The 25,594-nt window shown below is 35.5% G+C and carries 25 protein-coding genes; 15 read left to right on the top strand and 10 right to left on the bottom strand.

From position 1 onward, the window contains the following. Positions 1 to 4: 4 nt before the first annotated feature. Entirely contained in the window at positions 5 to 736 is a 732-nt protein-coding gene (locus P700755_RS10545; protein ID WP_015024654.1) for a DUF547 domain-containing protein, read from the bottom strand. A gap of 264 nt (positions 737 to 1,000) precedes the next feature. Here P700755_RS10545 and cysQ point away from each other — a divergent pair, with 264 nt between their 5' ends. The 10 genes from cysQ (at position 1,001) to rodA (ending at position 11,800) form a co-directional block, all read left to right on the top strand. Then, positions 1,001 to 1,801 (top strand): 3'(2'),5'-bisphosphate nucleotidase CysQ, encoded by an 801-nt coding sequence (gene cysQ, locus P700755_RS10540; RefSeq protein WP_015024653.1) that lies wholly within the window; start codon positions 1,001 to 1,003, stop codon positions 1,799 to 1,801. Next, positions 1,798 to 2,391, top strand: coding sequence for an adenylyl-sulfate kinase (cysC, locus tag P700755_RS10535; protein ID WP_015024652.1), 594 nt, complete (start codon positions 1,798 to 1,800; stop codon positions 2,389 to 2,391). Before cysQ ends, cysC begins: the two co-directional genes overlap by 4 nt. A gap of 4 nt (positions 2,392 to 2,395) precedes the next feature. Beyond that, complete coding sequence (gene cysD / locus P700755_RS10530) at positions 2,396 to 3,301, top strand: sulfate adenylyltransferase subunit CysD (RefSeq protein ID WP_015024651.1); 906 nt, start codon at positions 2,396 to 2,398, stop codon at positions 3,299 to 3,301. Between the two features lie 54 nt (positions 3,302 to 3,355). Then, positions 3,356 to 4,612 (top strand): sulfate adenylyltransferase subunit 1, encoded by a 1,257-nt coding sequence (locus P700755_RS10525; protein WP_015024650.1) that lies wholly within the window; start codon positions 3,356 to 3,358, stop codon positions 4,610 to 4,612. Between the two features lie 134 nt (positions 4,613 to 4,746). Next, on the top strand, positions 4,747 to 6,279 hold the full coding sequence (purH, locus tag P700755_RS10520) for a bifunctional phosphoribosylaminoimidazolecarboxamide formyltransferase/IMP cyclohydrolase (RefSeq protein ID WP_015024649.1): 1,533 nt from the start codon (positions 4,747 to 4,749) through the stop codon (positions 6,277 to 6,279). 36 nt (positions 6,280 to 6,315) lie between these two features. After that, positions 6,316 to 7,344, top strand: coding sequence for a rod shape-determining protein (locus P700755_RS10515; RefSeq protein ID WP_015024648.1), 1,029 nt, complete (start codon positions 6,316 to 6,318; stop codon positions 7,342 to 7,344). Between the two features lie 9 nt (positions 7,345 to 7,353). Next, positions 7,354 to 8,178, top strand: coding sequence for a rod shape-determining protein MreC (mreC, locus tag P700755_RS10510; RefSeq protein ID WP_015024647.1), 825 nt, complete (start codon positions 7,354 to 7,356; stop codon positions 8,176 to 8,178). Then, complete coding sequence (locus P700755_RS10505; protein WP_015024646.1) at positions 8,179 to 8,682, top strand: hypothetical protein; 504 nt, start codon at positions 8,179 to 8,181, stop codon at positions 8,680 to 8,682. After that, positions 8,679 to 10,547, top strand: coding sequence for a penicillin-binding protein 2 (gene mrdA / locus P700755_RS10500; RefSeq protein ID WP_015024645.1), 1,869 nt, complete (start codon positions 8,679 to 8,681; stop codon positions 10,545 to 10,547). Before P700755_RS10505 ends, mrdA begins: the two co-directional genes overlap by 4 nt. A 2-nt stretch (positions 10,548 to 10,549) precedes the next feature. Next, the gene (gene rodA, locus P700755_RS10495; protein WP_015024644.1) at positions 10,550 to 11,800 is read left to right on the top strand and encodes a rod shape-determining protein RodA; all 1,251 of its coding nucleotides are present in this window, start codon (positions 10,550 to 10,552) and stop codon (positions 11,798 to 11,800) included. A 3-nt stretch (positions 11,801 to 11,803) separates the two neighbouring features. Here the strand turns inward: rodA and rimM are convergent, their stop codons facing one another. The 5 genes from rimM to P700755_RS10470 form a co-directional block, all read right to left on the bottom strand. After that, complete coding sequence (gene rimM, locus P700755_RS10490; protein WP_015024643.1) at positions 11,804 to 12,334, bottom strand: ribosome maturation factor RimM; 531 nt, start codon at positions 12,332 to 12,334, stop codon at positions 11,804 to 11,806. Positions 12,335 to 12,344: 10 nt separating this feature from the next. Then, positions 12,345 to 12,896 carry a 30S ribosomal protein S16 gene (locus P700755_RS10485; RefSeq protein ID WP_015024642.1) on the bottom strand — a complete coding sequence of 184 codons (552 nt, stop codon included), beginning with the start codon at positions 12,894 to 12,896 and terminating at the stop codon, positions 12,345 to 12,347. Between the two features lie 434 nt (positions 12,897 to 13,330). Continuing rightward, the gene (locus P700755_RS10480; protein WP_015024640.1) at positions 13,331 to 13,897 is read right to left on the bottom strand and encodes a hypothetical protein; all 567 of its coding nucleotides are present in this window, start codon (positions 13,895 to 13,897) and stop codon (positions 13,331 to 13,333) included. A gap of 10 nt (positions 13,898 to 13,907) precedes the next feature. After that, positions 13,908 to 14,459 (bottom strand): M23 family metallopeptidase, encoded by a 552-nt coding sequence (locus P700755_RS10475; RefSeq protein ID WP_015024639.1) that lies wholly within the window; start codon positions 14,457 to 14,459, stop codon positions 13,908 to 13,910. A gap of 52 nt (positions 14,460 to 14,511) precedes the next feature. Continuing rightward, positions 14,512 to 15,060: a hypothetical protein gene (locus P700755_RS10470; RefSeq protein ID WP_015024638.1), complete on the bottom strand. Its 549-nt coding sequence runs from the start codon at positions 15,058 to 15,060 to the stop codon at positions 14,512 to 14,514. Between the two features lie 347 nt (positions 15,061 to 15,407). Between P700755_RS10470 and P700755_RS10465 the strand changes: the two genes are divergently transcribed. From P700755_RS10465 to dinB, 3 genes are all read left to right on the top strand, one after another. Continuing rightward, positions 15,408 to 16,121 (top strand): 3'-5' exonuclease, encoded by a 714-nt coding sequence (locus P700755_RS10465; RefSeq protein WP_015024637.1) that lies wholly within the window; start codon positions 15,408 to 15,410, stop codon positions 16,119 to 16,121. Continuing rightward, positions 16,121 to 17,779, top strand: a complete 1,659-nt coding sequence (locus P700755_RS10460) for an ABC transporter ATP-binding protein (RefSeq protein WP_015024636.1) — start codon at positions 16,121 to 16,123, stop codon at positions 17,777 to 17,779. Before P700755_RS10465 ends, P700755_RS10460 begins: the two co-directional genes overlap by 1 nt. Before the next feature lie 1,633 nt (positions 17,780 to 19,412). Beyond that, complete coding sequence (gene dinB / locus P700755_RS10455; protein ID WP_015024635.1) at positions 19,413 to 20,510, top strand: DNA polymerase IV; 1,098 nt, start codon at positions 19,413 to 19,415, stop codon at positions 20,508 to 20,510. On the opposite strand, the gene P700755_RS10450 is transcribed toward dinB, so the two are convergent. Next, entirely contained in the window at positions 20,507 to 21,220 is a 714-nt protein-coding gene (locus P700755_RS10450) for a heavy-metal-associated domain-containing protein (protein ID WP_015024634.1), read from the bottom strand. The genes dinB and P700755_RS10450 overlap by 4 nt on opposite strands. A gap of 135 nt (positions 21,221 to 21,355) precedes the next feature. Here P700755_RS10450 and P700755_RS19985 point away from each other — a divergent pair, with 135 nt between their 5' ends. Then, complete coding sequence (locus P700755_RS19985) at positions 21,356 to 21,547, top strand: hypothetical protein (protein ID WP_157609277.1); 192 nt, start codon at positions 21,356 to 21,358, stop codon at positions 21,545 to 21,547. A 253-nt stretch (positions 21,548 to 21,800) separates the two neighbouring features. Beyond that, complete coding sequence (locus P700755_RS20990) at positions 21,801 to 21,929, top strand: hypothetical protein (protein WP_015024633.1); 129 nt, start codon at positions 21,801 to 21,803, stop codon at positions 21,927 to 21,929. Positions 21,930 to 22,398: 469 nt separating this feature from the next. Here the strand turns inward: P700755_RS20990 and P700755_RS10440 are convergent, their stop codons facing one another. From P700755_RS10440 to P700755_RS10430, 3 genes are read right to left on the bottom strand one after another with little or no spacing between them, the layout of a single operon-like run. Continuing rightward, a complete protein-coding gene (locus P700755_RS10440; protein ID WP_015024632.1) occupies positions 22,399 to 24,039 on the bottom strand; it encodes an efflux RND transporter periplasmic adaptor subunit in 1,641 nt (546 codons plus the stop codon). Positions 24,040 to 24,055: 16 nt separating this feature from the next. Next, positions 24,056 to 24,286 (bottom strand): hypothetical protein, encoded by a 231-nt coding sequence (locus tag P700755_RS21310; protein ID WP_425357610.1) that lies wholly within the window; start codon positions 24,284 to 24,286, stop codon positions 24,056 to 24,058. 30 nt (positions 24,287 to 24,316) lie between these two features. Then, positions 24,317 to 25,513 carry a TolC family protein gene (locus tag P700755_RS10430; RefSeq protein WP_015024631.1) on the bottom strand — a complete coding sequence of 399 codons (1,197 nt, stop codon included), beginning with the start codon at positions 25,511 to 25,513 and terminating at the stop codon, positions 24,317 to 24,319. Positions 25,514 to 25,594 lie beyond the last annotated feature (81 nt).

Raw genomic sequence — 25,594 nt, 5'->3', positions numbered from 1 at the left:
CCAGCTACATTTCATTCAGTTCCCAAGAGTATGACAAATAATTTATAAATGCTTCTTCGTCTATAGTTTCATCTGCATAGATATTTATGAATCTTATTACTGACCCAAATTCAGATTCAAAATCTGAAGCATACCATTTGAAAATTTTAGAGAGCTCTGCTTTAGTTTTTGATAATTTATTTTTATCAGAATTTACGAAGGTTTTTGCTGAAGCATCAAGTTGCTTTTCGAGTTTTGCAGCTACATAAGCTTCATTCAACAATTTGGGACAAGATTCTGAAGCGCAGTTCACGGCAAAATGAACGCGAGGATCTCCCATTTTCAAAAGCATCCCTTTTTCAATATCATCTAGGGAATATAATTTACCACCGATTTTTGCAAATTCTGTAGTAAAAGGACTGCTAAAAAAACCTCCAATATTTTTAATGCTTTCTATGGGATAGTGATCTAAAATCAACTTTACGGTAAACGCATTATACGCATTGATAAGGTAAGCTTTCTTTTTATTTTTGGTCCAAGAGTCTTCAGGAGGGTTTTTAGAAAGAAGATCTAAGTAGGCGTCGAGTTTCTTTTCATTTTGTTTCAAATTCTTATAATCAACATCTCCATGAGTATTCACATAAGTTTCAAGTAAATCCTGCCATTGATGATGCTGATGGATATTTTGACTCAAAGTAGTCCCCACTCCTAAAACAGAGAAAAAAAGACCAAAAAAAAAGGTGTTGATGGTTTTCATAACTTTTTATTTACATGCTTGAATCTAAGAATCAAAGTTTCGATTTTAATTGTCGAAAGAAAGAGTAAATAATTACAATTTTACTTCAGAAAAAAAATTAACATAAAAAAATTCTGTTTTCAAATTTGAATAGTCTACTAAATTGGTAGAAATTGTATACTTTTATCAATTATTATAAAAAATAAAGATAAGTGTTTGAAATTCATGTTTTAGCACAAACATAATCAAATGAATATCAGGACTTAAGTTAAAATAATTACTTATATGCATAAAAATAAATTAAAGGCAATTGAGGCTTCTATAAAAGCAGGTGAAGCTATTATGAACATCTACAAGCAAGATTTTGCAGTAGAATATAAAGAAGATAATTCTCCGCTAACTTTAGCAGATCAAGAAGCCAATAAAGTGATCATGTCTTATTTGGAGACGACTTCTATCCCAATTATTAGTGAAGAAAACAAAACTATAGACTATAGTGACCGAAAGTCCTGGAAAACTTGTTGGATTGTGGACCCACTGGATGGGACTAAGGAATTTGTAAAAAAGAATGGTGAATTTACCGTCAATATTGCTCTGATTGATGAACAAAAGTCAATTTTTGGAGTTATTTATGTTCCTGCGCAGCGCATTTTATATGTGGGAGATGTTGAGACCCAAACTTCCTATAAAGTAGAAGTTCCGCAAGGAGAGTTTGATGTGGATACTTTACTGAAAAAAGCAAACCCTTTGAAGCCGAGCCAGAGCTCTAATCCCATTAGAGTGGTTGGAAGCCGATCTCACATGAATCAAGACACTTTGGACTATGTAGAGAAACTGAAAGACACACATCACAAACCAGTAGAAATTGTTTCCAAAGGAAGTTCTCTAAAATTTTGCCTAGTCGCAGAAGGAGAGGCAGACGTATATCCTCGATATGCACCCACAATGGAGTGGGATACCGCTGCAGGACAAGCTATTTGTAAAGCTGTTGGCCTTCGAGTTATAAGCCTAGATACAAATGAAGAAATGCTTTACAATAGAGAAAATCTTTTGAACGGTTATTTTCATGTCAAAACAACATTATGAGTAAAAACATTGTCATACATGACTACGATATAACTAGATCGCATAGAAATAAAGTCAATGGTCACGATTCTTTTGTGCTTTGGTTTACCGGGCTTTCGGGTTCTGGAAAATCGACCATAGCAAATAAAGTTGAAGAAGAATTATTTTATAAAGGAATCCACACCTATGCTTTAGATGGGGATAACATAAGAAGTGGAATTAATAAAGGGCTTGGATTTACTAAAGAGGATCGCTACGAGAATTTAAGGCGAATCGCTGAAGTTGCAAAACTCTTCGTTGACTCTGGAGTGGTAACTATCGCTGCATTTGTGTCTCCATTGATTTCAGACAGAGATCAAGTTAAAGAAATTGTAGGCCATGAAGATCTTATTGAGATATATGTAGATACCTCCTTAGAAGAATGTGAGAATAGGGACGTAAAAGGCTTATACAAAAAAGCAAGGGCTGGAGAAATAAAAAACTTCACGGGCATAGACGCACCCTATGAAGCTCCAAAAAACCCACATCTTCAGATTTCTACAGTAGATATTAGTATAGAAATGAGCGTGAAGCAAATTATAGATTATTTAGAAGAAACACGAAGAATATAAAACTATGAGCACCTATTATTTAAATTATTTAGAAGAGTTGGAATCAGAAGCCATCTTTATTTTAAGAGAAGTTTGGGGCCAATTTCAAAATCCAGTTATTTTATTTTCTGGAGGGAAGGATTCCATTCTTATAACGCATTTGGCCAAAAAAGCCTTTCATCCTGCAAAGATTCCTTTTGCTCTAATGCATGTAGACACCGGGCATAATTTCCCAGAAGCTATTCAATTTAGAGATGATCTTGCCAAACAACTAGGTGTCAATCTTATTGTAGGTTCTGTCCAAGAATCGATAGATAAAGGACGTGTTACCGAAGAAAAAGGTAAAAATGCAACTAGAAATGCTTTACAAATCACAACGCTGTTGGATAGTCTAGAAGAGCATAAAGTGGATTGTGCTATTGGCGGTGGCCGTAGAGATGAAGAGAAAGCAAGAGCAAAAGAACGTTTTTTCTCGCATAGAGATGAGTTTGGGCAGTGGGATCCTAAAAATCAGCGTCCTGAACTGTGGAATTTACTCAATGGGAAATATTTTGAAGGAGAACACTTCAGAGCCTTTCCTATCAGTAACTGGACAGAAATGGATGTTTGGAACTACCTCACCAAAGAAAAAATAGAAATCCCCTCTTTATATTTAGCTCACCAGAGAGACGTAGTGAAGAGAAATGGGTCTTGGATTCCAAATTCTGAATTTTTAAAACTAGAGCCTAATGAGGAAATAGTCTCTAAAAAAATAAGATTTAGAACCCTAGGAGACATCACCATTACAGGAGGAATAGAGTCTGACGCAGACACTATGGAAAAAATCGTTGAGGAGGTTTCTACGATGAGAGAAACCGAAAGAGGAAATAGAAGTGATGATAAAAGATCAGAAACTGCGATGGAAGATCGAAAAAAAGACGGCTATTTCTAGACTATAATTTCTCTAAAACACCCAAAATTCTGATTACAAAAACTGATGCATATCATGAAAATAGATAAAAACCAATTGCTAAGATTTACCACTGCTGGAAGTGTAGATGATGGTAAAAGCACACTTATTGGAAGACTGCTTTACGATTCCAAATCCATTTTTGAAGACCAACTAGCCGCTGTAAAAAATTCAAGTAAACAAAAAGGAATAGAAGGTGTAGACCTTGCTATGTTCACCGACGGACTTAAAGATGAACGGGAACAGGGAATTACTATTGATGTTGCTTATAGATATTTTACAACACCAAAGCGTAAATTTATTATCGCAGACACACCTGGTCACATCCAGTACACTAGAAACATGGTGACTGGCGCATCTACTGCCAATGCTGCTGTTGTCCTTATTGATGCAAGACACGGAGTTATTGAGCAAACAAAAAGGCATACCTTTATAGCTTCTTTATTAAATATTCCTCACATTATAGTGTGTGTAAATAAAATGGACTTGGTATCTTATTCTGAAGAGACCTTCAACTCCATTGTGGAGCAATTTGAAGAGTTTTCTTCGAAACTACTTATCAAAGACGTGCGTTATATACCCATAAGTGCATTAGATGGTGATAATGTAGTCAACCGCTCAGAAAATATGACTTGGTTTCAAGGTTCGCCAATGTTGCATGAGCTAGAAACCCTACACATTAGTAGTGATATCAACAAAATTGATGCTAGATTTCCAGTGCAAACCGTTCTTAGACCTCAACGCAAAGGCTTCGAAGATTACAGAGGATATGCAGGAAGAATAGCTAGTGGGATTTATAGAGTGAACGAAGAAGTAGCTATATTACCTTCTGGTTTTACGTCTAAAATTAAAACCATAAACGTTGGAGAAACTGAAGTTGAAGAAGCTTTTGCTCCTATGTCTGTAGCAATAACCTTGGAAGATGATGTTGATATAAGCAGAGGAGATATGATTGTGAAAAAGAACAATCAACCAAAACTTTCACAAGAATTTGATGTGATGTTATGCTGGCTAAATAACGCTCCTTTAAAGTCTAGAACCAAATACACTATCATGCATACCTCCAACGAGCAAAAAGCTGTCATTAAAGAGGTGGTTTACAAAGTGGATGTCAATACATTCAAACGAAATGAAGAGGATAAGGATTTAACAATGAATGATATTGCTAGAGTAAAACTTAAAACTTCTCATCGATTGATGATTGATAGTTATAGAGATAACCGAAGCACAGGAAGCATAATACTAGTAGATGAGTCTACTAAGGAAACTGTCGCTGCGGGGATGATCGTTTAAAATAGTAGTGTCCAAAATTAGAATATAAAGTCCAGCAAAAGCTGGGCTTTATATTTCCTGATTATTTGGTGTTCATCGTTTAAATATTCATTGGCAATGTTCTACATTTGGGACGTTAACAAAACGTATCTTAAATGGCCCAAGAAAAAGAAATAAAATCCGCTTTAATCTCAGTATTTCACAAAGAAGGCTTAGGGCCTATTGTACAAACCTTAAATGATCTAGGAGTACAAATTTACTCTACTGGAGGGACTGAAAAATTCATCAAAGACTTAGATATAGATGTTACTCCCGTAGAAGATATTACGTCCTACCCTTCTATCTTAGGAGGTCGAGTTAAAACCCTTCACCCAAAAGTTTTTGGAGGGATCTTAAATCGAAGTGATAACGGGCAAGACCAAGAGGAATTAAAATCTTATGATATTCCACAAATCGACTTGGTTATTGTTGATTTATATCCTTTTGAGGATACCGTAGCATCTGGCGCGAATGAAGAAGATAGTATTGAAAAAATTGATATAGGAGGCATCTCCTTAATAAGAGCTGCTGCCAAAAATTTTAAAGACGTGCTTTGTGTCTCTTCAAAATCAGATTATGAAAGCCTTCTGGGAGTTCTTAAAAACTCGAAAGGAAAAGTAAGCCTTAAAGAGCGAAAGAATTTTGCTGCAAAGGCTTTCCAGATTTCTTCTCATTATGATACCACCATTTTTAATTACTTCAACACTACAGAACAACTTCCTTCTCATAAACAAAGTTTTGAGAAAGGAGTAGAATTACGATATGGAGAAAACCCTCACCAACAAGGGTTTTTCTTTGGTGACTTTGATGAAGCATTTAATAAACTTCACGGCAAAGAATTATCTTACAATAACTTGTTAGATGTAGACGCTGCGGTCAATTTGATGGCAGAATTTACTAATGATGCACCAACCTTCGCCATTTTAAAGCATAATAATGCTTGTGGCCTTGCTCAACGCGATAGTATTTATAAAGCCTATGTAGACGCATTAGCAGGAGATCCAGTCTCTGCTTTTGGAGGAGTTTTAATTTCAAATACAGAAATTGATAAAGCAACATCAGAAGAAATTAACAGCCTATTTTGTGAAGTTGTCATTGCTCCAAGTTATAGTGATGAAGCTTTGGAAATACTTACCAAAAAGAAAAACAGAATTATACTCGTCCAAAAAGTATTCCAATTTGAAGATAAGATTGTGAGAACTTGTCTTAATGGTGTTTTAGTTCAAGACAGGGATCTCAAAACAGATAACGAAGAAGAAATAAAAACAGTAACAAAAACATCCCCAACAGACTCTCAAGTTGACGATCTGTTGTTTGCTTCAAAGATTTGTAAGCATACCAAGTCCAACACTATTGTATTGGCAAAAGACAAACAATTGCTAGCAAGTGGGACTGGCCAAACCTCTCGAGTAGATGCGCTTAACCACGCTATTGAAAAGGCTTTAAATTTTAAGTTTGACTTAAAAGATTCTGTTATGGCTAGTGATGCTTTTTTTCCTTTTCCAGATTGTGTAGAGATAGCAGGCAAGGTGGGTATTACTTCTGTAATCCAACCTGGAGGATCTATCAAAGACAAACTTAGCATTGCATATTGTGACGAAAATAATATTTCTATGGTAATGACAGGAACGCGTCACTTTAAGCATTAATTCACTAACTTCATCCTCTTCTAATTTTATTATAACATGGGATTTTTTGACTTTCTAACTGAAGATATCGCTATCGACTTAGGTACTGCCAACACATTAATAATTCACAAAGATAAAGTCGTTGTCGACAGCCCTTCTATCGTAGCTATAAATCGAATTACTGGAAAGATTATAGCGGTTGGAAAAGAGGCTGCAATGATGCAGGGGAAAACTCACGAAAACATCAAAACCATTCGTCCTCTTAAAGATGGGGTTATTGCAGATTTTAATGCAAGTGAGCAAATGATCAGTATGTTCATAAAAGAAATTCCTGCACTCAAAAAGCGCTTATTCACGCCTTCCCTACGTATGGTCATTTGTATTCCTAGTGGAATTACAGAGGTAGAAATGAGAGCGGTTAAAGATTCTGCAGAACGAGTAAACGGCAAAGAAGTTTATCTTATTCACGAACCTATGGCAGCAGCTATTGGTATTGGTGTAGACATTATGCAACCCAAAGGAAATATGATTGTTGATATAGGTGGAGGTACTACCGAAATAGCAGTTATTGCGCTTGGCGGTATTGTTTGTGATAAATCTGTAAAAATTGCTGGTGATGTGTTTACTAATGATATCATTTACTTCATGAGAACACAGCATAACTTGTTTATTGGAGAACGTACTGCTGAAAAGATCAAGATCCAAATTGGTTCTGCTACCGAAGATCTCGAAACTGCACCTGACGATATGAGTGTCCAAGGTCGGGACTTGCTAACCGGTAAACCAAAACAAGTGGAAATTTCTTTTAGAGAAATTGCAAAAGCCTTAGATAAATCTATACTAAGAATAGAAGATGCTGTGATGGAAACCTTATCTCAAACTCCTCCAGAATTAGCTGCAGATATTTATAACACTGGCATATACCTTGCTGGAGGAGGGTCTATGTTAAGAGGCTTGGATAAACGCCTATCTCAAAAAACAGACTTACCTGTTTACATAGCGGAAGACCCCCTAAGAGCTATTGTAAGAGGAACGGGGATCACTTTAAAAGATTTAGAACGCTATAAGCCTGTACTTCTAAAATAAAAACGTGTTATGCAGCAAATCATTATTTTTCTTATTAAAAATAAGACGGGTTTGGTGTTTATCATTCTTATGACTATAGCTCTAGGGCTAACCTTTAAATCCCATACCTACCATAACAGTAAGCTGGTTTCATCGGCCAATTTTATATCAGGAACAGTCTTGGGCTCTTCAGAAAATATTCATCAATATTTTGATTTGAAAGTTCAAAACGAAATTCTTCAAAAGGAGAATGAAAACTTGAGACGAAAATTATTGAACATCCCTTCAGCAAAAGATAGCTTACCTATAAAGCTTGAATTTATAGAGGATAGTTTATATAAGATAACCAGATCTAGAGTGATCTCTAACCATTACGATAAAATCGATAACTTTTTATTGATTGAAGGCGGCACCAAGGATAGTATTTCTGAAGACTTAGGTGTTATCTCCAGTCAAGGTATCGTAGGAATCATCCAAGACGTAAGTCCAAAATACTCAAGGGTTATTTCTATTCTGAATACCAATACCTCTATTAACGCTAAGCTTAAAAAAACCTATCATTTTGGGACACTTACTTGGGATGGAAAAGATCCAAATATTTTAAGCCTTATTGATGTACCAAGGTCTGCACCTGTAAAGCTTGGAGATACGATCACCACAGGAGGGCGTTCTTTGGTTTTTCCTGAAAATGTTCCTATCGGTATCATAAGTAATTTTCAATTGGACGAAAACATAGGATATTATTTTATTGATGTTAAACTTTTTAATGATATGACTAACTTAAAGCATATATATATCATAGAAAACAGCCGAAAAACAGAAGCCTTAGAACTACTAAATCCAGATTTACGATAGATGAAAACCTATTTTATAAATAGTATCAGGTTTGTCCTTCTTATATTAATTCAAGTTTTAATCTTGGATGAGTTTAATGTTTTTGGTTACATCAATCCGATTATCTACCAGTTACTTATCATCTTACTTCCTTTCAATATCAATTCTGTACAAAAGCTCTTTCTTGCATTTATTTTAGGGATTAGTATGGATATTTTTGAAGATAGCGGTGGAATTCATGCAGCTGCAACACTGACAATTGCTTACTTAAGACCTTTATTTTTGAGAAATGCCTTCGGATTGAGTTACGATTACCAAACCCTTAAATTTTATGACGCCCCATTTAGGGAAAGGTTCAGTTATGTAAGCCTTATGGTTTTGGTCCATCATACTGTACTTTTCAGCTTAGAAATTTTTAATGTAGATCATCTATTATTTTTTGTAGAGAAAACAATTTATTCTTCTATTTTCAGTATATTATTAATAATGATCACCTTAAATTTAATCCGAAAGAACCGTAAATGAGAAAGTTGCTCCCCATTGTTTTAGTTAGTTTTGCCGCATTTCTTTTTTTAATCCGTTTATTTTATTTGCAAATTTTGGACGAGAGTTATGACGAGGTGTCGACCAATATTTCTGTACGTAAAGTATACGATTATCCTCAACGAGGATATATCTATGACCGAAATGGAAAACTGATGGTAGGTAACCAACCTGCTTACGATGTCATTGCTGTTCCCCAGGAAGTAAAAAACTTTGACACTTTAGAGCTTGCCAGTTTATTAAAATTGACTCCACAGCGACTCAAAATTCAGCTGGAAAAAGCGTGGCGATACTCCCCAAGATTGTCTTCTGTGATTACTCCTCAGCTTACCAAAAAAGAATATGCTGTTCTCCAAGAACGCATGCATAAATACCAAGGGTTTTACATTCAGAAAAGGTCGTTAAGAGATTATACTATTAACCATAGTGCTAATATTTTAGGATATATCGCTGAGGTTGGAGATAGAGAGATTTCACGAAATTCCTATTATCAATCGGGAGATCTAAAGGGAAAACAGGGAGTTGAAGAACAGTATGAAGAGGCTTTAAGAGGTGAGCGAGGCGTTAAGCATTATCTAAGAGATATTCACAATAAAAACATCAAACCCTTTAAGGAAGGTAAGTTTGACACTTTATCTAAAAAGGGAAGCGATCTCCACCTTACTATAGATGCTGAATTGCAAGCCTATGGAGAAAAACTGATGAAAGGTAAACGAGGTGGTATTGTAGCCATAGAACCGAGTACTGGAGAAATTTTAAGTTTAATTACAGCCCCTTCTTATGATCCCGATATTTTGGTAGGAAGAAAGCGATCAAAAAATTTCACGAAACTTTATTACGACACTATTAATAAACCCTTATATAATAGAGCCTTACAGGCTATTTATGCGCCAGGCTCTCCATTTAAAGCTTTAACAGGACTCGTAGCTTTACAGGAAGGGGTTGTTGGGCTAGAAGAAAGTTTTAGGTGCAGCGGAGGATATACCTATGCAAGAGGTGTAAGAATGGGCTGTCACCATCACCCGAGTCCAGTAGAAATGGTTACTGGAATTGCACATTCTTGTAATGCCTATTTTGCACAAATCTATAGAAGGACTATCGAAAAATATGACACTCCTCAAAAAGGGATCGACGTCTGGCGAGGGCATATGGCTAGTTTTGGTCTTGGCGATTATTTAGGTTATGATTTACCCGTAGGAAGAGCAGGATTACTACCAGACTCTGATTATTATAACAAAGTTTATAGATATCCTACTTATAATTGGTACGCCAGCGCTACTTTATCCAACGCCATCGGTCAGGGGGAAGTGCTCACTACTCCTATTCAACTTGCTAATGCAACAGCAGCGATCGCTAATAAAGGTTGGTTCTACAGACCCCATATTATAAAATCAATAGACGACAAGCCAGTTGACAATAAGAAGTATACTACAAAACAAGTAACCACCATAGATAAAGAGCATTTTGAGCCGATTATTCAAGGGATGCATGATGTTTTTAATTACGGGACAGCTACGTTTCTTAGAGTCCCCGGCATAGAAGTTTGTGGCAAAACAGGAACATCAGAGAATTACGTAAAAATCGATGGGGAAAGGATGCAATTGACAGACCACTCTATTTTTATTGCCTTTGCTCCAAAAGATAACCCCAAGATAGCCTTGGCTGTTTTTGTAGAAAATGGATATTGGGGATCTAGATATGCTGGTAGAATATCTACTTTGATGATAGAGAAATATCTGAAAGATAATATTGAACGAAAAGACCTTGAAGACTGGATTCTCAACCATACTTTGGAAGACGAGTACGCTAAACCTTATTCTGGTGAACCTTTTAAAATTAACCAGTAAGTATGCCTAAAACTCTATTGCAGATTGACTGGCTCACCATTTTAATTATAATTATATTAATAAGCTTTGGGTGGGTAAATATATACTCTACTACATTTGTTAATCCAGATGAAAGCATTTTTGATATTTCTAAAATTTATGGAAAGCAGCTACTATGGATTATTTTGGGGGTAGTGATAGCCGTAATTGTTCTAGCACTAGAAAGCAAATTTTTCGAAAGGTTTGCAAACATTATTTATATCGTAGCCATATTATCTCTTATAGGACTCTTCGTTTTTGGTAAGACTATTGCTGGCCAAACGGCTTGGTATTCCTTTGGACCTTTTAGTATACAACCAGCCGAGTTTGTAAAAACAGCAGTAGCACTAGCTTTGGCAAAGTATATAAGTGAAATCAATAATGACCTTTCAAAGTTTGTTTCACAACTTAAGGCTTTCGCCATTATTGGAATCCCACTAGCGCTCATCATGCTTCAACCAGATGCTGGTAGCGCACTTATTTATTTGGCATTTGTCATCCCTTTATATAGAGAGGGACTTCCACAAGCTTACTTGAGCGTGGGATTTCTATCTGTAGCCATTTTCATGATTACTCTCAAGTTTGGATTTGGAATTTTTGCTCCCGTTTTTGTAGCGGTCCTTATCATGATTTACTTATTCAACAGAAAACGAAAACCAAGGTTTTGGATTTATTTCTTAACTCTTCTCTTTAGTTTGGGGTTTTCATATTCTGTCAATTTCATATTGAATTCTGTACTGCTTCCTCATCAAAAAGATAGGTTCGATGTTATTATAGGAGAAACCAATGATATTCGAGGCTCTGCTTTTAATCTTTACCAAAGCGAAGTCGCCATAGGCAGTGGAGGATGGCTGGGAAAAGGATGGCTAAAAGGATCACAAACTCAAGGTCGTTTTGTACCGGAGCAACATACAGATTACATCTTCAGCACGGTAGGTGAAGAGTGGGGGTTTTTGGGAACAAGTGCTGTGGTAATATTATTTACTGTACTCATTTTTAGGCTATTTCATTTAGCAGAACGCCAAAAAAGTCAATTTAGCAGAGTGTACGGCTATTCTGTATTATCTGTTATTTTTGTTCACTTTTTTGTGAACATTGCGATGGTGATAGGTCTATTTCCTACAGTTGGTATACCGCTTCCATTTTTTAGTTATGGAGGATCTGGGTTATGGGGGTTTTTAATCTTGGTACTGGTATTCTTAAAATTAGATGCTAAACGAAAGAGTCTAGATTAAAAACTAATCTTCTAAATACATATCTATTAAACCCTCTGGAGTTTGAAAGTAAATGATATGTTCATCCTTGTCCACTTTTTGAATAAACCTGTCATTCACAGGAATAATTATTTCTTTATCATTAAAGTCAATAAAGAAAAGAGCTTGCATAGTTTGATCATTAATAAACTTTATAGTCCCAATCTCACCATGAGTGGCATCTACCGCTTTATAACCGATGACTTCATGATAGTAAAATTTATTACCTCCAAGTTTGGGTAACTTAGTTAATGGCAAGTAAACGTTTCTTTTTAGCAAGTCGTCAGCATCTGCTTCTTCGTTGACTTCCTCTAGTTTTACGCGTAATAAACTACTCTTTTGAAGATTGGATTTTTCCACAAAAAAAGGAATCAATTTATTGCGGTAATCCACAAAAATTGATTCCAAATTTTTATAAAGTTCGGGCTCGTCGGTATCTAACTTGATTTGCAACTCACCTTTAAAACTAAATTTACTTACGATCTGACCTAAATAAAAACATTCATCTTTAGTCATCTCAAAAATGTTAAGCTTCTTTAGAATCTTCAGAAGCAGGAGTTTCTTTTTCAGATTCTGCTGCGGCCTTAGCCTCAGCTTCTGCTTTAACTTTAGCATCTTCCTCGTCTTGAATAGCTTTTGCTTCAGCTTCACGCTTAGCATTCACTTCTCTTTCAGCTTCCAATGCTTTTTCTCTTTCAGCTTCTTTAGTTTTCGCTACTCTTTCTTCAGCAGTAAGAATTTTATCTCCTTTTTCAGACAACCAAGCTTGGAATTTTTTCTCTGCTTCTTCCTCTGTTAACGCTCCTTTATCCACACCTGCTAACAGGTGCTTTTTCATCATAGCGCCTTTGTAAGATAAAATACGTTTTGCGGTATCCGTTGGTTGTGCACCATTTCGTAACCATTTTACAGATGAATCTACATTAAGCTCAATAGTTGCAGGTTGAGTGACAGGATTATAAATCCCTAATTTCTCGAGGTATTTTCCATCTCTTTTAGCACGAGCATCTGCTGCGACGATCCAGAAAAAAGGTTTTCCTTTTTTTCCGTGTCTTTGTAATCTTATTTTAACTGGCATAAAAAATTAAATTTTGGAGTTCTCGACTCCCGTTATTAATAATGAGGTGCAAAAGTAAGTTTATTTTTTGAATTACATAACTTTGACTTTAAGATAATTAGACTAGTATTTATAGATACTGGTCTTTAAAAAGTGGCACCATCAAGAAAATAAAAATTTCCGTAAGATTGACTTAGTATTTGAGTCTCAAACTCAGCGAAACCTGAATTAAAAAATATACAACTAGTGGTATCACGATCATTTAAATCAGAACGCAAGCTACCTTGGTAGGCGTGAGAGTTAATAGAGCTTAATTTGAATACTATCTCCTGATTACAATCTATATTTAGACTCTCACTCAACTATTTGTATTTCCTCTTGGGCGTTACAGTTTAATACTGAAAATAATACGATTGTTAAGCAAATTAAATTTTTCATAATAGTATTTAGGATGTTTATATAGGAGAATACAATTCTATTTCTTGAATAGTATCATCCGCCGAAGAAATTAAAAACCCTAATGTAAAGTACTCATATCTTATAAATAAAGCTTTTTTACTCGAATCAATTGTTTTTGTACAGAAATTTACACCACTAAATTCCTGTTCAAGATCAGCTAAACTATCACCTACTTGAACGCCATTTAGATTAAATACACCTCTTTCTCTTATTACAAAATTATTAATGCGTTTTAGTCCGTTATAGTTTCCCAAACTTTCCACAACTCCTGCAAAATGTATGAAATTAGTACCCGAGTAATAGTAATACCAAGGGTAACCAAATTCCGCTGTGTCCTTTTCTCCGCTATAATCGAGTTTAGGGTTATCGAATTGACTCTTATTTTGTAAACCTGTACAGTTCAGGAAATTTTCGTGTGTGTAATCTGTTCTATCAATATCCCATCCATTAAGTTCAATGGTAAGATCGGAAGTATCGAAACTACAATTTTCTTGTCCTAAGGTTACACTTGTGGAAAAGAATAAAATGAATATGTAAGTATAATTATTAAGTTTAGTTTTCATATTATTTATTTTAATTACAATTATTTGTGTTGTCTCCATCTTCGTTAAAGTTGGCTCCAAAAAAATCTTCAGGATTCGCTTTTTGTCCTTTTAATCTAGCCCTAACGTGAAGATGAAGCCCTGCACTAAATTTACTTAAGACATTCCCACTCACACCTGTGTATCCGATTAGTTGACCTTTAGTGACGATTTCATTTCGATCTACTATAACCTCATTCAAATGCCAATATCCAAGCTGGAAATTATTTTCAAGCCCTAAATCTGTGTTAATATACAATCTATTCCCAGCATTATTATCACCATAGATCCAATTATCTTGAAAAGGTGTATTTGCGACAACACGAGTCTTTGCAGCAAATATTGGTGTACGAAAGAATGCCTTAAGATCAATTCCATCATGATTATAAACCCTTGCATTACCATACTGCCCCCTAGGTATCCCATTGTTTAGTGTTCCTAAAATCTGCATATCTGCTAGTGGATCTCTTGGACAAGGTATTCCCACACAATTTCCATCACCATCTTCTGCAAAGCCGTCAATACAATCACACTCTCCAAACATATTAGGCGCTTGATTTTGAAGACATTCCACGATGATGGGTTCATCTTCTCCGTCATGTAATGTAGGTGTTGTTCCTGAACCTGGTTGTGGGATCTCTATCTCCTAAGTTTGGTGGGTCAGGGAAAGGATTTTCACAACCTCCAAAGCCTGCATCGCTATCCTCCGTACATTCAAGTATCCATTCGTATACACAAATTCCAGCAGTACATATAAAACAGGCAGTCGCAGTGAATGTAAATGTTATTACTTTGTTTTCAGGTGTACTATTAATTACATTTGTAGTTCCTAATAAACTTCCTGTTTGAAAATCGAAAACTTGTATTTCCCCAGAATAGGCACTCAAATCCATATTGGAAGATAACCACTCTTCGGACGGTATATAACGTAATACATAAAAATTAGTCTTTTTAGTATTCCTTTTTTCAACCACTAAGTTATCATAATAAGATGTTGTTTTCTTTACACTTGTCTTAAAGGCAAGTGTAAAGAAACCTTGATTATCTATTTTAAAGACAGGTTTATCCTGGTTAATAAACCCAAAGTCTATATTTGTCTTTTTATTATAAATCGATTCCAAATTTGATTCATCAGCTTCAGGCATTTGATGGTAAACAGTACTTTGCGTTAAATTTTTTTCCTGTTTTTCTATAACATTTAAATCATCTTCGGAACAGGACGAAAAAAGAATAGTCCCTAAAAATAGTTTGAATAGAATTTTTTAATAGTATTTAATCGATCATTCAAATATAGATTTACTCAATCTCTTTAATTTACAGTTCAACCCAACATTTGTTTCGGGAAAACCGTAAATTTTTTGATTATACTCTATAATCTCTACAAAAATCTGCTTGGTAAATGGAGGTTTTTGAGTGGTTATCAGAACTTAAATACCTATTCTTTTAAATTTCAGTAAATTAGTTCAAATATAAAAATAAACAAATCCTTACTATGTTAGACAAACTCAACTTAGAACATATTTTGTTTTTGGATATTGAAACTGTTCCAGAACACTCAGATTTCGAAGACTTATCTCCAACTAAGCAGAAGCTTTTTACAGACAAAACGGAATACCAAAGAAAGGAGGACTATTCTCCCAAAGAGTATTACGAGCGAGCTGGTATCTGGGCTGAGTTTGGTAAGATCGTATGTATCTCTGTAGGTTATTTTAATTTTAAAGGTAATGAGCGTAAATTTAGAACCACGAGTTTTTATGGTGAAGAGACCGATTTATTAAAGCGTTTCAAACTACTTGTTGAAAACTATTTCAGCCTTCCTCATCACCTGATGTGTGGGCATAATGCTAAGGAATTTGATTTTCCGTATATCGCTAGAAGAATGCTTATCCGAGGCATTGCTTTACCAAGTCAACTTCAGTTTTTTGGTAAAAAGCCTTGGGAAATTCCTCATTTAGATACTTTAGAATTATGGAAATTTGGAGATTATAAACACTATACCTCCTTAAAATTACTCACAGAACTTTTCAATATTCCTTCTCCAAAAGATGATATTGATGGCAGCCAAGTTAGAGATGTGTTTTATAAGGAAAAAGACTTGGATAGAATTGTGACCTATTGCGAAAAAGACGTTATTGCCGTAGCACAATTAATTTTGAAGCTTCGCCAAGAAGAACTCTTGGAAGATCATGAACTGATTTCTGTGTAATGCTAAATGTAAGAAACCTTCAAGTCAACTTTGGTGATGAAAGAGTGATCAAAAACATCAACTTTCAGTTGCAACCCAACGAGATTTTAGGTATTGTAGGCGAGTCCGGCTCCGGGAAATCAGTTTCTACCTTGTCTATTTTAGGTTTATTAGGGCCTAAAGCTCAGGTTGAGGGTGAGATTCTATTTCAAGACAGAGACTTAACCAAATGTACAGAGCAGCAATTCCAGAGTATTCGAGGAAATGATATTTCAATGATTTTCCAGGAACCTATGAGTTCGTTAAACCCTTCTATGACGTGTGGGAAACAAGTTGCAGAAGTTTTAATTCGGCATAAAAGGCTGTCTAAATCCAAGGCAAAACGAGAGGTTTTAAGCCTTTTTGAAAAGGTAAAACTACCCCGAATCAATGATATTTTTGAGAGTTATCCTCACCAAATAAGTGGAGGTCAAAAGCAAAGAGTTATGATTGCTATGGCCATTGCCTGCATTCCAATACTATTAATCGCAGACGAGCCTACAACTGCTCTATACGTTACTGTCCAAAAGGAGATTTTAACCTTGTTGAAATCTCTCCAGCAAGAAACTCAAATGGGTATTCTCTTTATTTCTCATGATCTGGCTTTAGTTTCAGAACTAGCAGATCGGGTTGCAGTTATGTATCAGGGAGAAATCGTAGAGCAGAACGATGTGGTTTCTATTTTCAAAAATCCCCAACATTTATATACCAAGGCGCTTTTGGCCTCAAAACCATCTACCCGTGAACGGCTCAAGTCTTTACCAACAGTTAAGGACTATATGCAGGATATTCCAAATTCTAAAATAGAAACTTTAGAAGAGAGACAACAAAGGCATGAAAAGATCTATTCAAAACCACCATTACTAGAAGTTAAGAAGGTGAGTAAGATCTTTTTTTCCAACTCGGGTTGGTTTTCAAAAACCGAAAAAATACAGGCTGTCGATAGGGTAAGTTTTAGAATTTATCAGGGAGAAACCTTGGGGCTTGTTGGTGAATCTGGTTGTGGAAAATCAACTTTAGGCAATGCTATTCTTAGGCTTGATGATCCTACCGAAGGTGAAATTTTATACCAAGGTCAACCTATTACACACCTAAAAGGCGAAGCCTTAAGGCAACTGAGAAAAGATATTCAACTTATTTTTCAAGATCCATTTTCTAGCTTAAACCCAAGACTTTCGATTGGCAAAGCCATTATGGAACCTATGAAAGTCCACGGATTATATGGTAATGCTGAATCTAGAAAACAAAAAACAATTGAACTTCTGGAACGTGTAGGCTTGTCTGAAGCTCACTTTAACAGGTATCCGCATGAATTTAGCGGTGGGCAGCGACAACGGATTGGAATTGCCAGGACCATTGCCGTGCAACCTAAACTCATCATTTGCGATGAGTCGGTCTCTGCTTTAGACATTTCTGTCCAAGCGCAGGTATTAAACCTCCTCAACGAATTAAAAACAGATTTTGGATTTACCTATATTTTCATTTCTCATGATTTGGCGGTGGTCAAGTACATGGCAGATCAACTTTTGGTCATGCACCAAGGCAAAATTGTGGAGCAAGGCGACGCAGATATGGTCTATGCTAACCCTCAAAAGGACTACACCAAACATCTCATTAATGCCATTCCTAAAGGAATTTAATTCAGTTTGAAAATTAGCTACTGTGTAGGGTTTATTTTAAATCTGTCCATTCTATCAGCAAAACTATAGTTAGTTTTTATTATGCCTGTATTAATTTACATTGACAGATTTCAGGGCTAACGCCCCTCTATAAAATATTTCTACTATGTGTTATTAAGATTTGTGAGCGATGCCCTTAATATTATAAACCATAGAAAAATGATTAGAATTAAAAAAAGAGGACTAAACCTGTAATCTCCATAATATTTACATTGAAAGATTTCAGAGCTAATGCCCCTCTATAAACTCTTTCTGTTATGTGTTATTGAGATGTGTGGGCGATGCCCCCAATATTATAAACAACAGAAAAATAATCTGAATTAAAAAGAGTGTTAAGCCAGAGATATCTGAAGTATAAAGGATGATAGGGTGTTGAAAGGTGTTGCTCTCCTATTTTACAATTTCTGAAAAATGATTAGAATTAAAAAAAGAGGACTAAACCTGTAATCTCCATAATATTTATATTGAAAGATATCAGAGCTAACGCCCCTCTAAAAAATGTTTCTGTTACGTGTTATGGAGATTTGTAGGCGATGCCCCAATATTATAAACAACAGAAAAATAATCAGAATTAAAAAGGGCTTTAAGCCAGCAATCTCAAAGCATAGATAATTATGGGGTGTTGAGGGATGTTGCTCCCTATTTTACAATCTCTGAAAAATGATTAAGATTAAAAAAAGCGTTAAGCCTGTGATCTACATAATATTTACATTGACAGATTTCAGAGCTAACGCCCCTCTGTAAACTCTTTCTGTTATGTGTTATTGAGATGTGTGGGCGATGCCCCCTAATATTATAAACAATAAAAAAATAATCAGAATTAAAAAGAGCGTTAAGCCAGAGATCTCAGAAGTATAAAGGATGATAGGGTGTTGAAAGGTGTTGCTCTCCTATTTTACAATGTCTGAAAAATGATTAAGATTAAAAAAAGCGTTAAGCCTGTGATCTACATAATATTTACATTGACAGATTTCAGAGCTAACGCCCCTCTGTAAACTCTTTCTGTTATGTGTTATTGAGATGTGTGGGCGATGCCCCCTAATATTATAAACAATAAAAAAATAATCAGAATTAAAAAGAGCGTTAAGCCAGAGGTCTCAGAAGTATAAAGGATGATAGGGTGTTGAAAGGTGTTGCTCTCCTATTTTACAATTTCTGAAAAATGATTAGAATTAAAAAAAGAGGCCTAAACCTGTGATCTACATAATATTTACATTGACAGATTTCAGAGCTAACGCCCCTCTTCAGACTCTTTCTGTTATATGTTATTGAGATGTGTGGGTGATGCCCCTAATATTACAAACAATAGAAAAATAATCAGAATTAAAAAGGGCGTTAAGCCTGTGATCTACATAATACAAATGATCATAAAATGTTGAGAGGTGTTGCTCCCCTATTTTACAATGTCTGAAAAATAATTAGAATTAAAAAAGGGGCGTTAGCCCTGCAATCTCAATAGCATAAATAATGATAAGGTTTGAGGGGCAGCGCCCTGATATCTATGGATTTTAATTAGCAAGAAAACTCAAAGATCAAGAAAATTTTATGATCATTTATTAAGAATCCTTTTCCCCCGCTTTATGTATTTTTGACCATGGATTTTATGAAACATCTTCGCAAGATTATACACGTAGACATGGACGCTTTTTACGCCTCAGTGGAGCAGCTAGATGATCCCTCTTTATCTGGAAAAGCGCTTGCTGTTGGGGGAAGTTCCAGACGCGGTGTTGTAGCCGCAGCTAGTTATGAAGCTAGAAAGTTTGGAGTGAAAAGTGCTATGAGTGGCAGGCTAGCGACTAGATTATGTCCCCACCTTATTTTTGTAAAACCACGGTTTGAGCGCTACAAAGAAATTTCACAAATCATCCGTAAAGTCTTTTTTGAATACACCGATTTGGTGGAGCCCCTGTCTCTCGATGAAGCTTATTTAGATGTAACCGTCAATAAATTTAACTATCCCAGCGCCACTATTTTAGCAAGGGAAATACGAGAGAAAATAAAAGATAGGACTGGACTTAATGCTTCGGCAGGTATTTCTATAAATAAATTTATCGCAAAAATTGCCAGTGACATCAATAAACCAAATGGACAAAAAACTATTCCACCAGAAGATGTAATAGATTTCCTGGAGACGCTAGACATAAGAAAGTTTCACGGCGTAGGAAAAGTGACTCAAGAAAAGATGTATGGCTTAGGTATTTTTACAGGAGTCGATTTAAAGCTTAAAACCTTGGAGTACTTACAAGACCACTTTGGAAAAAGCGGTTTACATTATTTTAATGTAGTTCGCGGTGTTCATTTAAGTGACGTGAAGCCTTCTCGAATCAGAAAGTCTCTTGGAGCTGAAAGAACATTTTCAAAAAATATTTCTTCTGAAATTTATATGTTAGAAAAGCTTGAAGATATCGCAGAAGAAGTTGAAAGACGATTAAAGGGAAGTAGAGTTGCTGGTAAAACCATTACCCTAAAACTAAAAACCAGCGATTTCAATATTCAAACTCGAAGTAAAACCTTAAAGTTCTTCATTTCCTCCAAAGCCTTGATCATGGAAGAAACCAAGGCTTTACTCTTTCAAGAGCCTATTAAAGACTCCATCCGTTTACTGGGTATTTCTCTTTCTAACCTCAACACAGATAAAACAACAAAGGACACCCCGAAATTGAAGGAAGAACAATTGAAACTACCGTTTTAAAACGCCAACATCCATACTGCCATTACGAGCATAATGGTATTTTCTATAAAAGTAGCTTCTGTCATTGGCAAGTTAAGTGCTGTTCCCAAACACGCACATTTAATAGTTTTATTAGAAAACAGAGATTTGGTTACCCCTATGGTTGTTATTCCTAAAATGATAATTGTTGTTACTAAAGCTATATCCATCTCGAATCTTAACAAGAACATCAAGCCTAAGGCCGTTTCTAAAAACGGATAGATCCAGCCATACATCGGGAGAGCTTTGGCCAAAGGATCGTACATCTGAAAAGATGCAGGAAATCCTGTATAATCCAAAAACTTGAAAAAACTAAAAACAATATAAAATAGACCCATAAAGTCGAACATAAACGAATCCAGTTCCCAAGAAGAGAAATTCAATAGTACTGAAGCCGCTGTGATATATCCAAAGATCAGAAACAAGGGGAAAAGTTGTTGAAACTTAGACTGTTCTTGAAGGTTTGCACCCGAAGTGTCTTTGAAATCAGATTTTTTAGAGATCTGATATTTCTTTGAAATAGCTTCTTGAAGGGTAGATGCTTCTATATGCTGTTCCATGTCAATTTCAGCTTCCTCAGCTTCTAGATTGACAGAAACGGACTTAACATGTTCTAGATGTTCTAGCCCTTCTTTTACGCTTGCTTTACAATATTGGCAGGTCATGCCAGTCACTTTATAGGTATGTGTCATTATGCTATCTTTAAATTATAAGACAAAGTTAATCATTGTATCGAGTCTAATTTGATAATACTTCATCGTTAACCCTAGATCAAAAAGCGATTACACTAGTTATAAAAAATTAAACACTATATATTTGGAGCATTAATGTCTGGTGTCTTAATGGGTTTGCTAATAGCCATTTATGCTTTAATATTTGATAATATCTGGCTTTTTATTTTTGAAGTTTTTTTTACTTTTGCTATGGTAGGAGATGCTTTGATGGTGTATAGCCTTAGAAATGAAACTATGAATACTTATGTTCAGGATCATCCTTCTGAAGTTGGTTGTTATCTTTAAAAAAATGAGGAGAATGCAACAGAGTAAAGATTATTTAGAGCGGGAGATGAAAGATTAAGTGTAATACTTGTTGGCTTAATCAAGAAAATTAGTACTTTAAACTATAGTTGAATTTTTGGTTAAAGATTAATTCTTCTTGACACGAAAAAAACCTCAATTATTGAGGTTTTTTTTATCAGACACTTATTATAAATATACTTTCAAAAGTATGTTTAAAACAACATTTATAAAGAACGAATAAAACTACCACATAATGGAAAATGAGAATCTAAAATCGGAACTTAAAAAAGAGGACACTATAAAAAGATCTAAAATGTATATTTTTTTATTTGGTCTAGTTTTAGGAGCAGCGATAGGCGCTACCGCATATTTTTCAGATTGATAGAGTGTTTTTTATCCAAACAAAGAGGTTAATAATGGATTATATTGATTCTTATGTTTTTTATATGGTCTAATAGTCGGCAGCATAATTGATGCAATAATATATTTTAAAAAAAAGATAAATTAATCTGCTCTAAAAGCTTTTTCAAATTCAAGTAATAAATAAAGTAGAAAAAATTTACCTTTTTACAGGTAAAATTATAGGAATACCAGTTGATTTATATACCCTAAAGCTCATAGATGCTTTGTTTATTTAGTTATCAAACTTTACAAGTTCATCAACGTATTATATACTTATTTATTTAAGCCCCGTTTAGTTGTTTTTCTAGGCTACGATTTTGATTTATTTAATAGGCTTTGAAATTTGTATTGCTCTACAAGCCCTCAAGTTTTTGATGACCTTAAGGGTTTTGACTCTTGCTTTTTAACCTATATTAACTCTTCAAGGTAAAACCTTGAAGAGTTTTTAATCATTGTATCGAGTCTATAGTGCTTCCACAGGTCAACATAGAGGCTCCATAATAGGGGTTTTTAATCTCTTTGGTAAAGCTTAACCAAGACGCTCCTTTACTATTATTAGCCATAGGGCAAAGTTGTACATAAAGCAACTGATCAGTTGGGTTTGAAGTTTTTGCTATCGCAATGATATCTTCTGAAAGGGCTAGGAACTCCTCTCTTAGTTCGTCTATCGACCTAATTTTATCTGTATTTTGAAGCTTTCTCAACCTCAGTTTAGAAAAGGAAACCACCAATTTTTTATAATTGGTTTTGGCATCTTCAAAATTATCTGAAGCTAAAGCAACTTTAAGTTGCCTATAATCGGATAGAAGCTGAGTAATCGCTTTTGGATTTAGGTTTTTCTCCTCTTCAACAGAGAACTTTGGTTGTGAGATTTCTGTTTTTGGGTCCATCATGCTAGTCTTATCGGCAAGCTGTGCTTCAGAATCAATACTAAAAGCCCCTTGAGTAACCACCTCATCTCCTACTTGCAATCCTGATAAAATTTCAATAGTGTCTCCTGAGGTTTTTCCTATGTCAACTGTCGTTAATTTGAAGTAAACACCGTTTTCGTTTTCCAATTGCTTGTAAACTATAGAGCGCTTACCTGTCCAAAGCACTGAAGATTTGGGAACATATAGAGGGGTTTCGCTTTTTGTGTTTGAAGCGTCAGAACTAACTACTCCTGTGACAAAAATGCCAGGCTTCCATCTCAAATTAGGATTTTGGACCACAACCCTTACTTTGGCAGATCGCTCTTCTGTATTGAAAATAGGTGAAATAAAATCCACTTTACCAGTCACAGTTGCTCCTCCTATATTCATGCTCATTTCATCACCAACTTTAATGAGGTTTAGGTCTTGCTCATAAACATCAAACATCGCCCAAAGCGTGGACAAATCTGTGATTTCCATAAGTGCTTGTCCAGCTTTCACTTGGTCGCCCTGAGCTACCATTAGTTGTGTAACATTACCTGTTTGCTGAGCTCTTAAAGATATTGTTGCTAACTTAGACTTGTTTTGAATATCTTGCAAACTCAGTTCTAGATTCTCGATTTTTTGAACTACACTTTGCATTAAGCTTTCGTTATCCGTGCGTTTCGCTAAAGCGTATTCATCTTTTAAAACTTGAATAGTGGAAGAATACAATTCAGCAACTACTTGGTTATTTTGAACGGTTTCCCCTTCAAAATTAATGTTTAGCTGCTCAATTCGACCATCGAAATTTGCGGTTAAACTCGTTTTGCTTTTTTCATTGATGTCTAGTTGACCAGAAAGCTCTAAGGTTGAGGAGGTGTTTTTTCCATCGCTAACTAGAGTCGTTTCTATTTTAGCCAGAGTCCTTGCAGACTTAGTCATTCGGATAGCATCTGGATCTACCGTTTCCTCTAAGGTATTGGCAGGAATCAAGTCCATCCCACAGATAGGGCAATCGCCTGGTTCGCCGTTGCGGATTTGAGGGTGCATAGAGCAAGTCCACACTGAAGATTCTGTTTCTGCGGTATGATTATGATCCTCCATATTCTCTTCAGAAGAAAACAGGCTAGACCCAATAAAAATACCAAGAACTAAAACCAGTCCAGCGATTAAGTACGTTTTAAATTTAGTGTTCATTATTGAAATATGTTCGTTAATAATTAAATATGTATTTGACTTGAATTCCAATCAACAGCGACATAAAGCTTATAAAAGCGAGGCATTTTAAAGCTTTTTCTAAAAGCAAAATTCCCCCCACAACAAATTGCCAGCCTAGAAACATAGAGAGGACAATGCCGAGTTGTATAAAAAAGTTTGTGGAGGCCAGCAAAAATGAACGCCCAAAGTGCCATCCAGAAAAACCCCAAGGCAGTGTTGGAGGCATTACCCCAATTTTCTAAAAAACTATCGCTGCTCATAAGTCTGAGTTTGAAGTTAAGTAGATTAAAGTTTCATCAGTTTTTTGAAGATCCGCGAGAGTTTTGGCTCGTTGTTTCTCATAGAGTAAACGCTCTTCCTGCAAGCGCAAAACTTCTTCTATTCCCATGCTGGCATTGGCTAATGCGGTTTCAGAAAGTTGAAGGATATCTTTTAAGCTCAATAGCTGCTTATCGTATAAGCTAAGCAGACTAAAAAGTTCATCTTGTTTATAAAGAGCAACTTGAATTTCAGTTTCCAAACGCGACTCTTCGTTTTCCAATTGGAATTCAATAGATTCTCCTTGTAGAGAAACTGCCTTTTTTCTAGATGTGTTCTTCTTACCGAAAATAGGTAAGCTCACCGATAGCATTGGCATAATCGCATCCTGTCCAGCCTCTGCATTTTGAACATTTCGGTCTTGGATAATAGCATAATCCAATCCTAAACCAAACTGTGGCATCGCTTCTTTTTTGGCTAACTCGCTTTCTGCCTCATTGGAGGCTTTCAATTTGCGAATCACTTCAAGTCGAGGGTGATTTCTAACCATAGAATCTATTTCAATCCATTCATTTTGTTCCAGAATCTGCTTTGGATTTAAAATTTGAACAGGAGTGTTCAACTTCCTGTCCATCAATTGATTGAGTTGCGTGACAAAAGCTTGGTCTTGGTCTTTTAAAACTTGAATTGTACTCAACTGTTTATCCATTTCCAGATCTACTCTCAAAATATCAACCAACCTGGCTTTATTATTTTTGTAGTTAGATTCTACTATAGCCTTGAGATTTTCTAAAATCTCAAGTTGTTTCGTTTCAAGTTCTGTGATGTACCTTAAGGCCAGAAGATCGTAATACTTCTGAGCAACATTAAGAAATAACTTCAATTTTTGATCTTGGAATTTTTCAAATTCAGCTTCAGCTCTAAACGTAGCAATGTCGCCTTTAACTTTATAGGTTCCGAACCAAGGCAACTTTTGAGTCAACGAAAATCTTGCAATCTGAGGACCAACTCGGGTTTCTATTGGACTTATAAAATACCCAAAACTCAAGTTGGGGTCTTGCCAAGATATGGCGTGTGTGATACCTTCAAGTTGTGCTTCAAAACTCTTGAATTGCGCTTTCAATTCCAAATTGTTTTCAGCCGCTCGGTGTTGTAAGTCTTCGAGACTTTGACTAAAAGAGGACCAGCTGAACATCAAAATACTTATAAAACAAGAGACTACAGTCCTCCTATGAGTGCTCTTGAATTGTGATTTAAGGGTTGTAAAATAGATTTC

Source organism: Psychroflexus torquis ATCC 700755 (genome assembly GCF_000153485.2).
Lineage (GTDB): Bacteria > Bacteroidota > Bacteroidia > Flavobacteriales > Flavobacteriaceae > Psychroflexus > Psychroflexus torquis.
This window is presented reverse-complemented; position numbering and strand designations above follow the sequence as displayed.

What these genes read in the sequence shown, in the direction of transcription:
- P700755_RS10525 (WP_015024650.1), top strand. Translation starts at nt 3,356, where the DNA reads ATGAAAATAGATAAAAACCAATTGCTAAGATTTACCACTGCTGGAAGT.
- P700755_RS21310 (WP_425357610.1), bottom strand. Translation starts at nt 24,286, where the DNA reads ATGCCTCCAACACTGCCTTGGGGTTTTTCTGGATGGCACTTTGGGCGT.
- P700755_RS10545 (WP_015024654.1), bottom strand. Translation starts at nt 736, where the DNA reads ATGAAAACCATCAACACCTTTTTTTTTGGTCTTTTTTTCTCTGTTTTA.
- P700755_RS10470 (WP_015024638.1), bottom strand. Translation starts at nt 15,060, where the DNA reads ATGCCTGAAGCTGATGAATCAAATTTGGAATCGATTTATAATAAAAAG.
- P700755_RS10450 (WP_015024634.1), bottom strand. Translation starts at nt 21,220, where the DNA reads ATGACACATACCTATAAAGTGACTGGCATGACCTGCCAATATTGTAAA.
- cysC (WP_015024652.1), top strand. Translation starts at nt 1,798, where the DNA reads ATGAGTAAAAACATTGTCATACATGACTACGATATAACTAGATCGCAT.
- P700755_RS10480 (WP_015024640.1), bottom strand. Translation starts at nt 13,897, where the DNA reads ATGAAAACTAAACTTAATAATTATACTTACATATTCATTTTATTCTTT.
- P700755_RS10430 (WP_015024631.1), bottom strand. Translation starts at nt 25,513, where the DNA reads ATGTTCAGCTGGTCCTCTTTTAGTCAAAGTCTCGAAGACTTACAACAC.
- cysQ (WP_015024653.1), top strand. Translation starts at nt 1,001, where the DNA reads ATGCATAAAAATAAATTAAAGGCAATTGAGGCTTCTATAAAAGCAGGT.
- P700755_RS10505 (WP_015024646.1), top strand. Translation starts at nt 8,179, where the DNA reads ATGAAAACCTATTTTATAAATAGTATCAGGTTTGTCCTTCTTATATTA.
- P700755_RS10475 (WP_015024639.1), bottom strand. Translation starts at nt 14,459, where the DNA reads ATGTTTGGAGAGTGTGATTGTATTGACGGCTTTGCAGAAGATGGTGAT.
- P700755_RS10465 (WP_015024637.1), top strand. Translation starts at nt 15,408, where the DNA reads ATGTTAGACAAACTCAACTTAGAACATATTTTGTTTTTGGATATTGAA.
- purH (WP_015024649.1), top strand. Translation starts at nt 4,747, where the DNA reads ATGGCCCAAGAAAAAGAAATAAAATCCGCTTTAATCTCAGTATTTCAC.
- cysD (WP_015024651.1), top strand. Translation starts at nt 2,396, where the DNA reads ATGAGCACCTATTATTTAAATTATTTAGAAGAGTTGGAATCAGAAGCC.
- dinB (WP_015024635.1), top strand. Translation starts at nt 19,413, where the DNA reads ATGGATTTTATGAAACATCTTCGCAAGATTATACACGTAGACATGGAC.
- mrdA (WP_015024645.1), top strand. Translation starts at nt 8,679, where the DNA reads ATGAGAAAGTTGCTCCCCATTGTTTTAGTTAGTTTTGCCGCATTTCTT.
- P700755_RS10515 (WP_015024648.1), top strand. Translation starts at nt 6,316, where the DNA reads ATGGGATTTTTTGACTTTCTAACTGAAGATATCGCTATCGACTTAGGT.
- rimM (WP_015024643.1), bottom strand. Translation starts at nt 12,334, where the DNA reads ATGACTAAAGATGAATGTTTTTATTTAGGTCAGATCGTAAGTAAATTT.
- P700755_RS20990 (WP_015024633.1), top strand. Translation starts at nt 21,801, where the DNA reads ATGGAAAATGAGAATCTAAAATCGGAACTTAAAAAAGAGGACACTATA.
- P700755_RS10460 (WP_015024636.1), top strand. Translation starts at nt 16,121, where the DNA reads ATGCTAAATGTAAGAAACCTTCAAGTCAACTTTGGTGATGAAAGAGTG.
- mreC (WP_015024647.1), top strand. Translation starts at nt 7,354, where the DNA reads ATGCAGCAAATCATTATTTTTCTTATTAAAAATAAGACGGGTTTGGTG.
- P700755_RS19985 (WP_157609277.1), top strand. Translation starts at nt 21,356, where the DNA reads ATGTCTGGTGTCTTAATGGGTTTGCTAATAGCCATTTATGCTTTAATA.
- rodA (WP_015024644.1), top strand. Translation starts at nt 10,550, where the DNA reads ATGCCTAAAACTCTATTGCAGATTGACTGGCTCACCATTTTAATTATA.
- P700755_RS10485 (WP_015024642.1), bottom strand. Translation starts at nt 12,896, where the DNA reads ATGCCAGTTAAAATAAGATTACAAAGACACGGAAAAAAAGGAAAACCT.
- P700755_RS10440 (WP_015024632.1), bottom strand. Translation starts at nt 24,039, where the DNA reads ATGAACACTAAATTTAAAACGTACTTAATCGCTGGACTGGTTTTAGTT.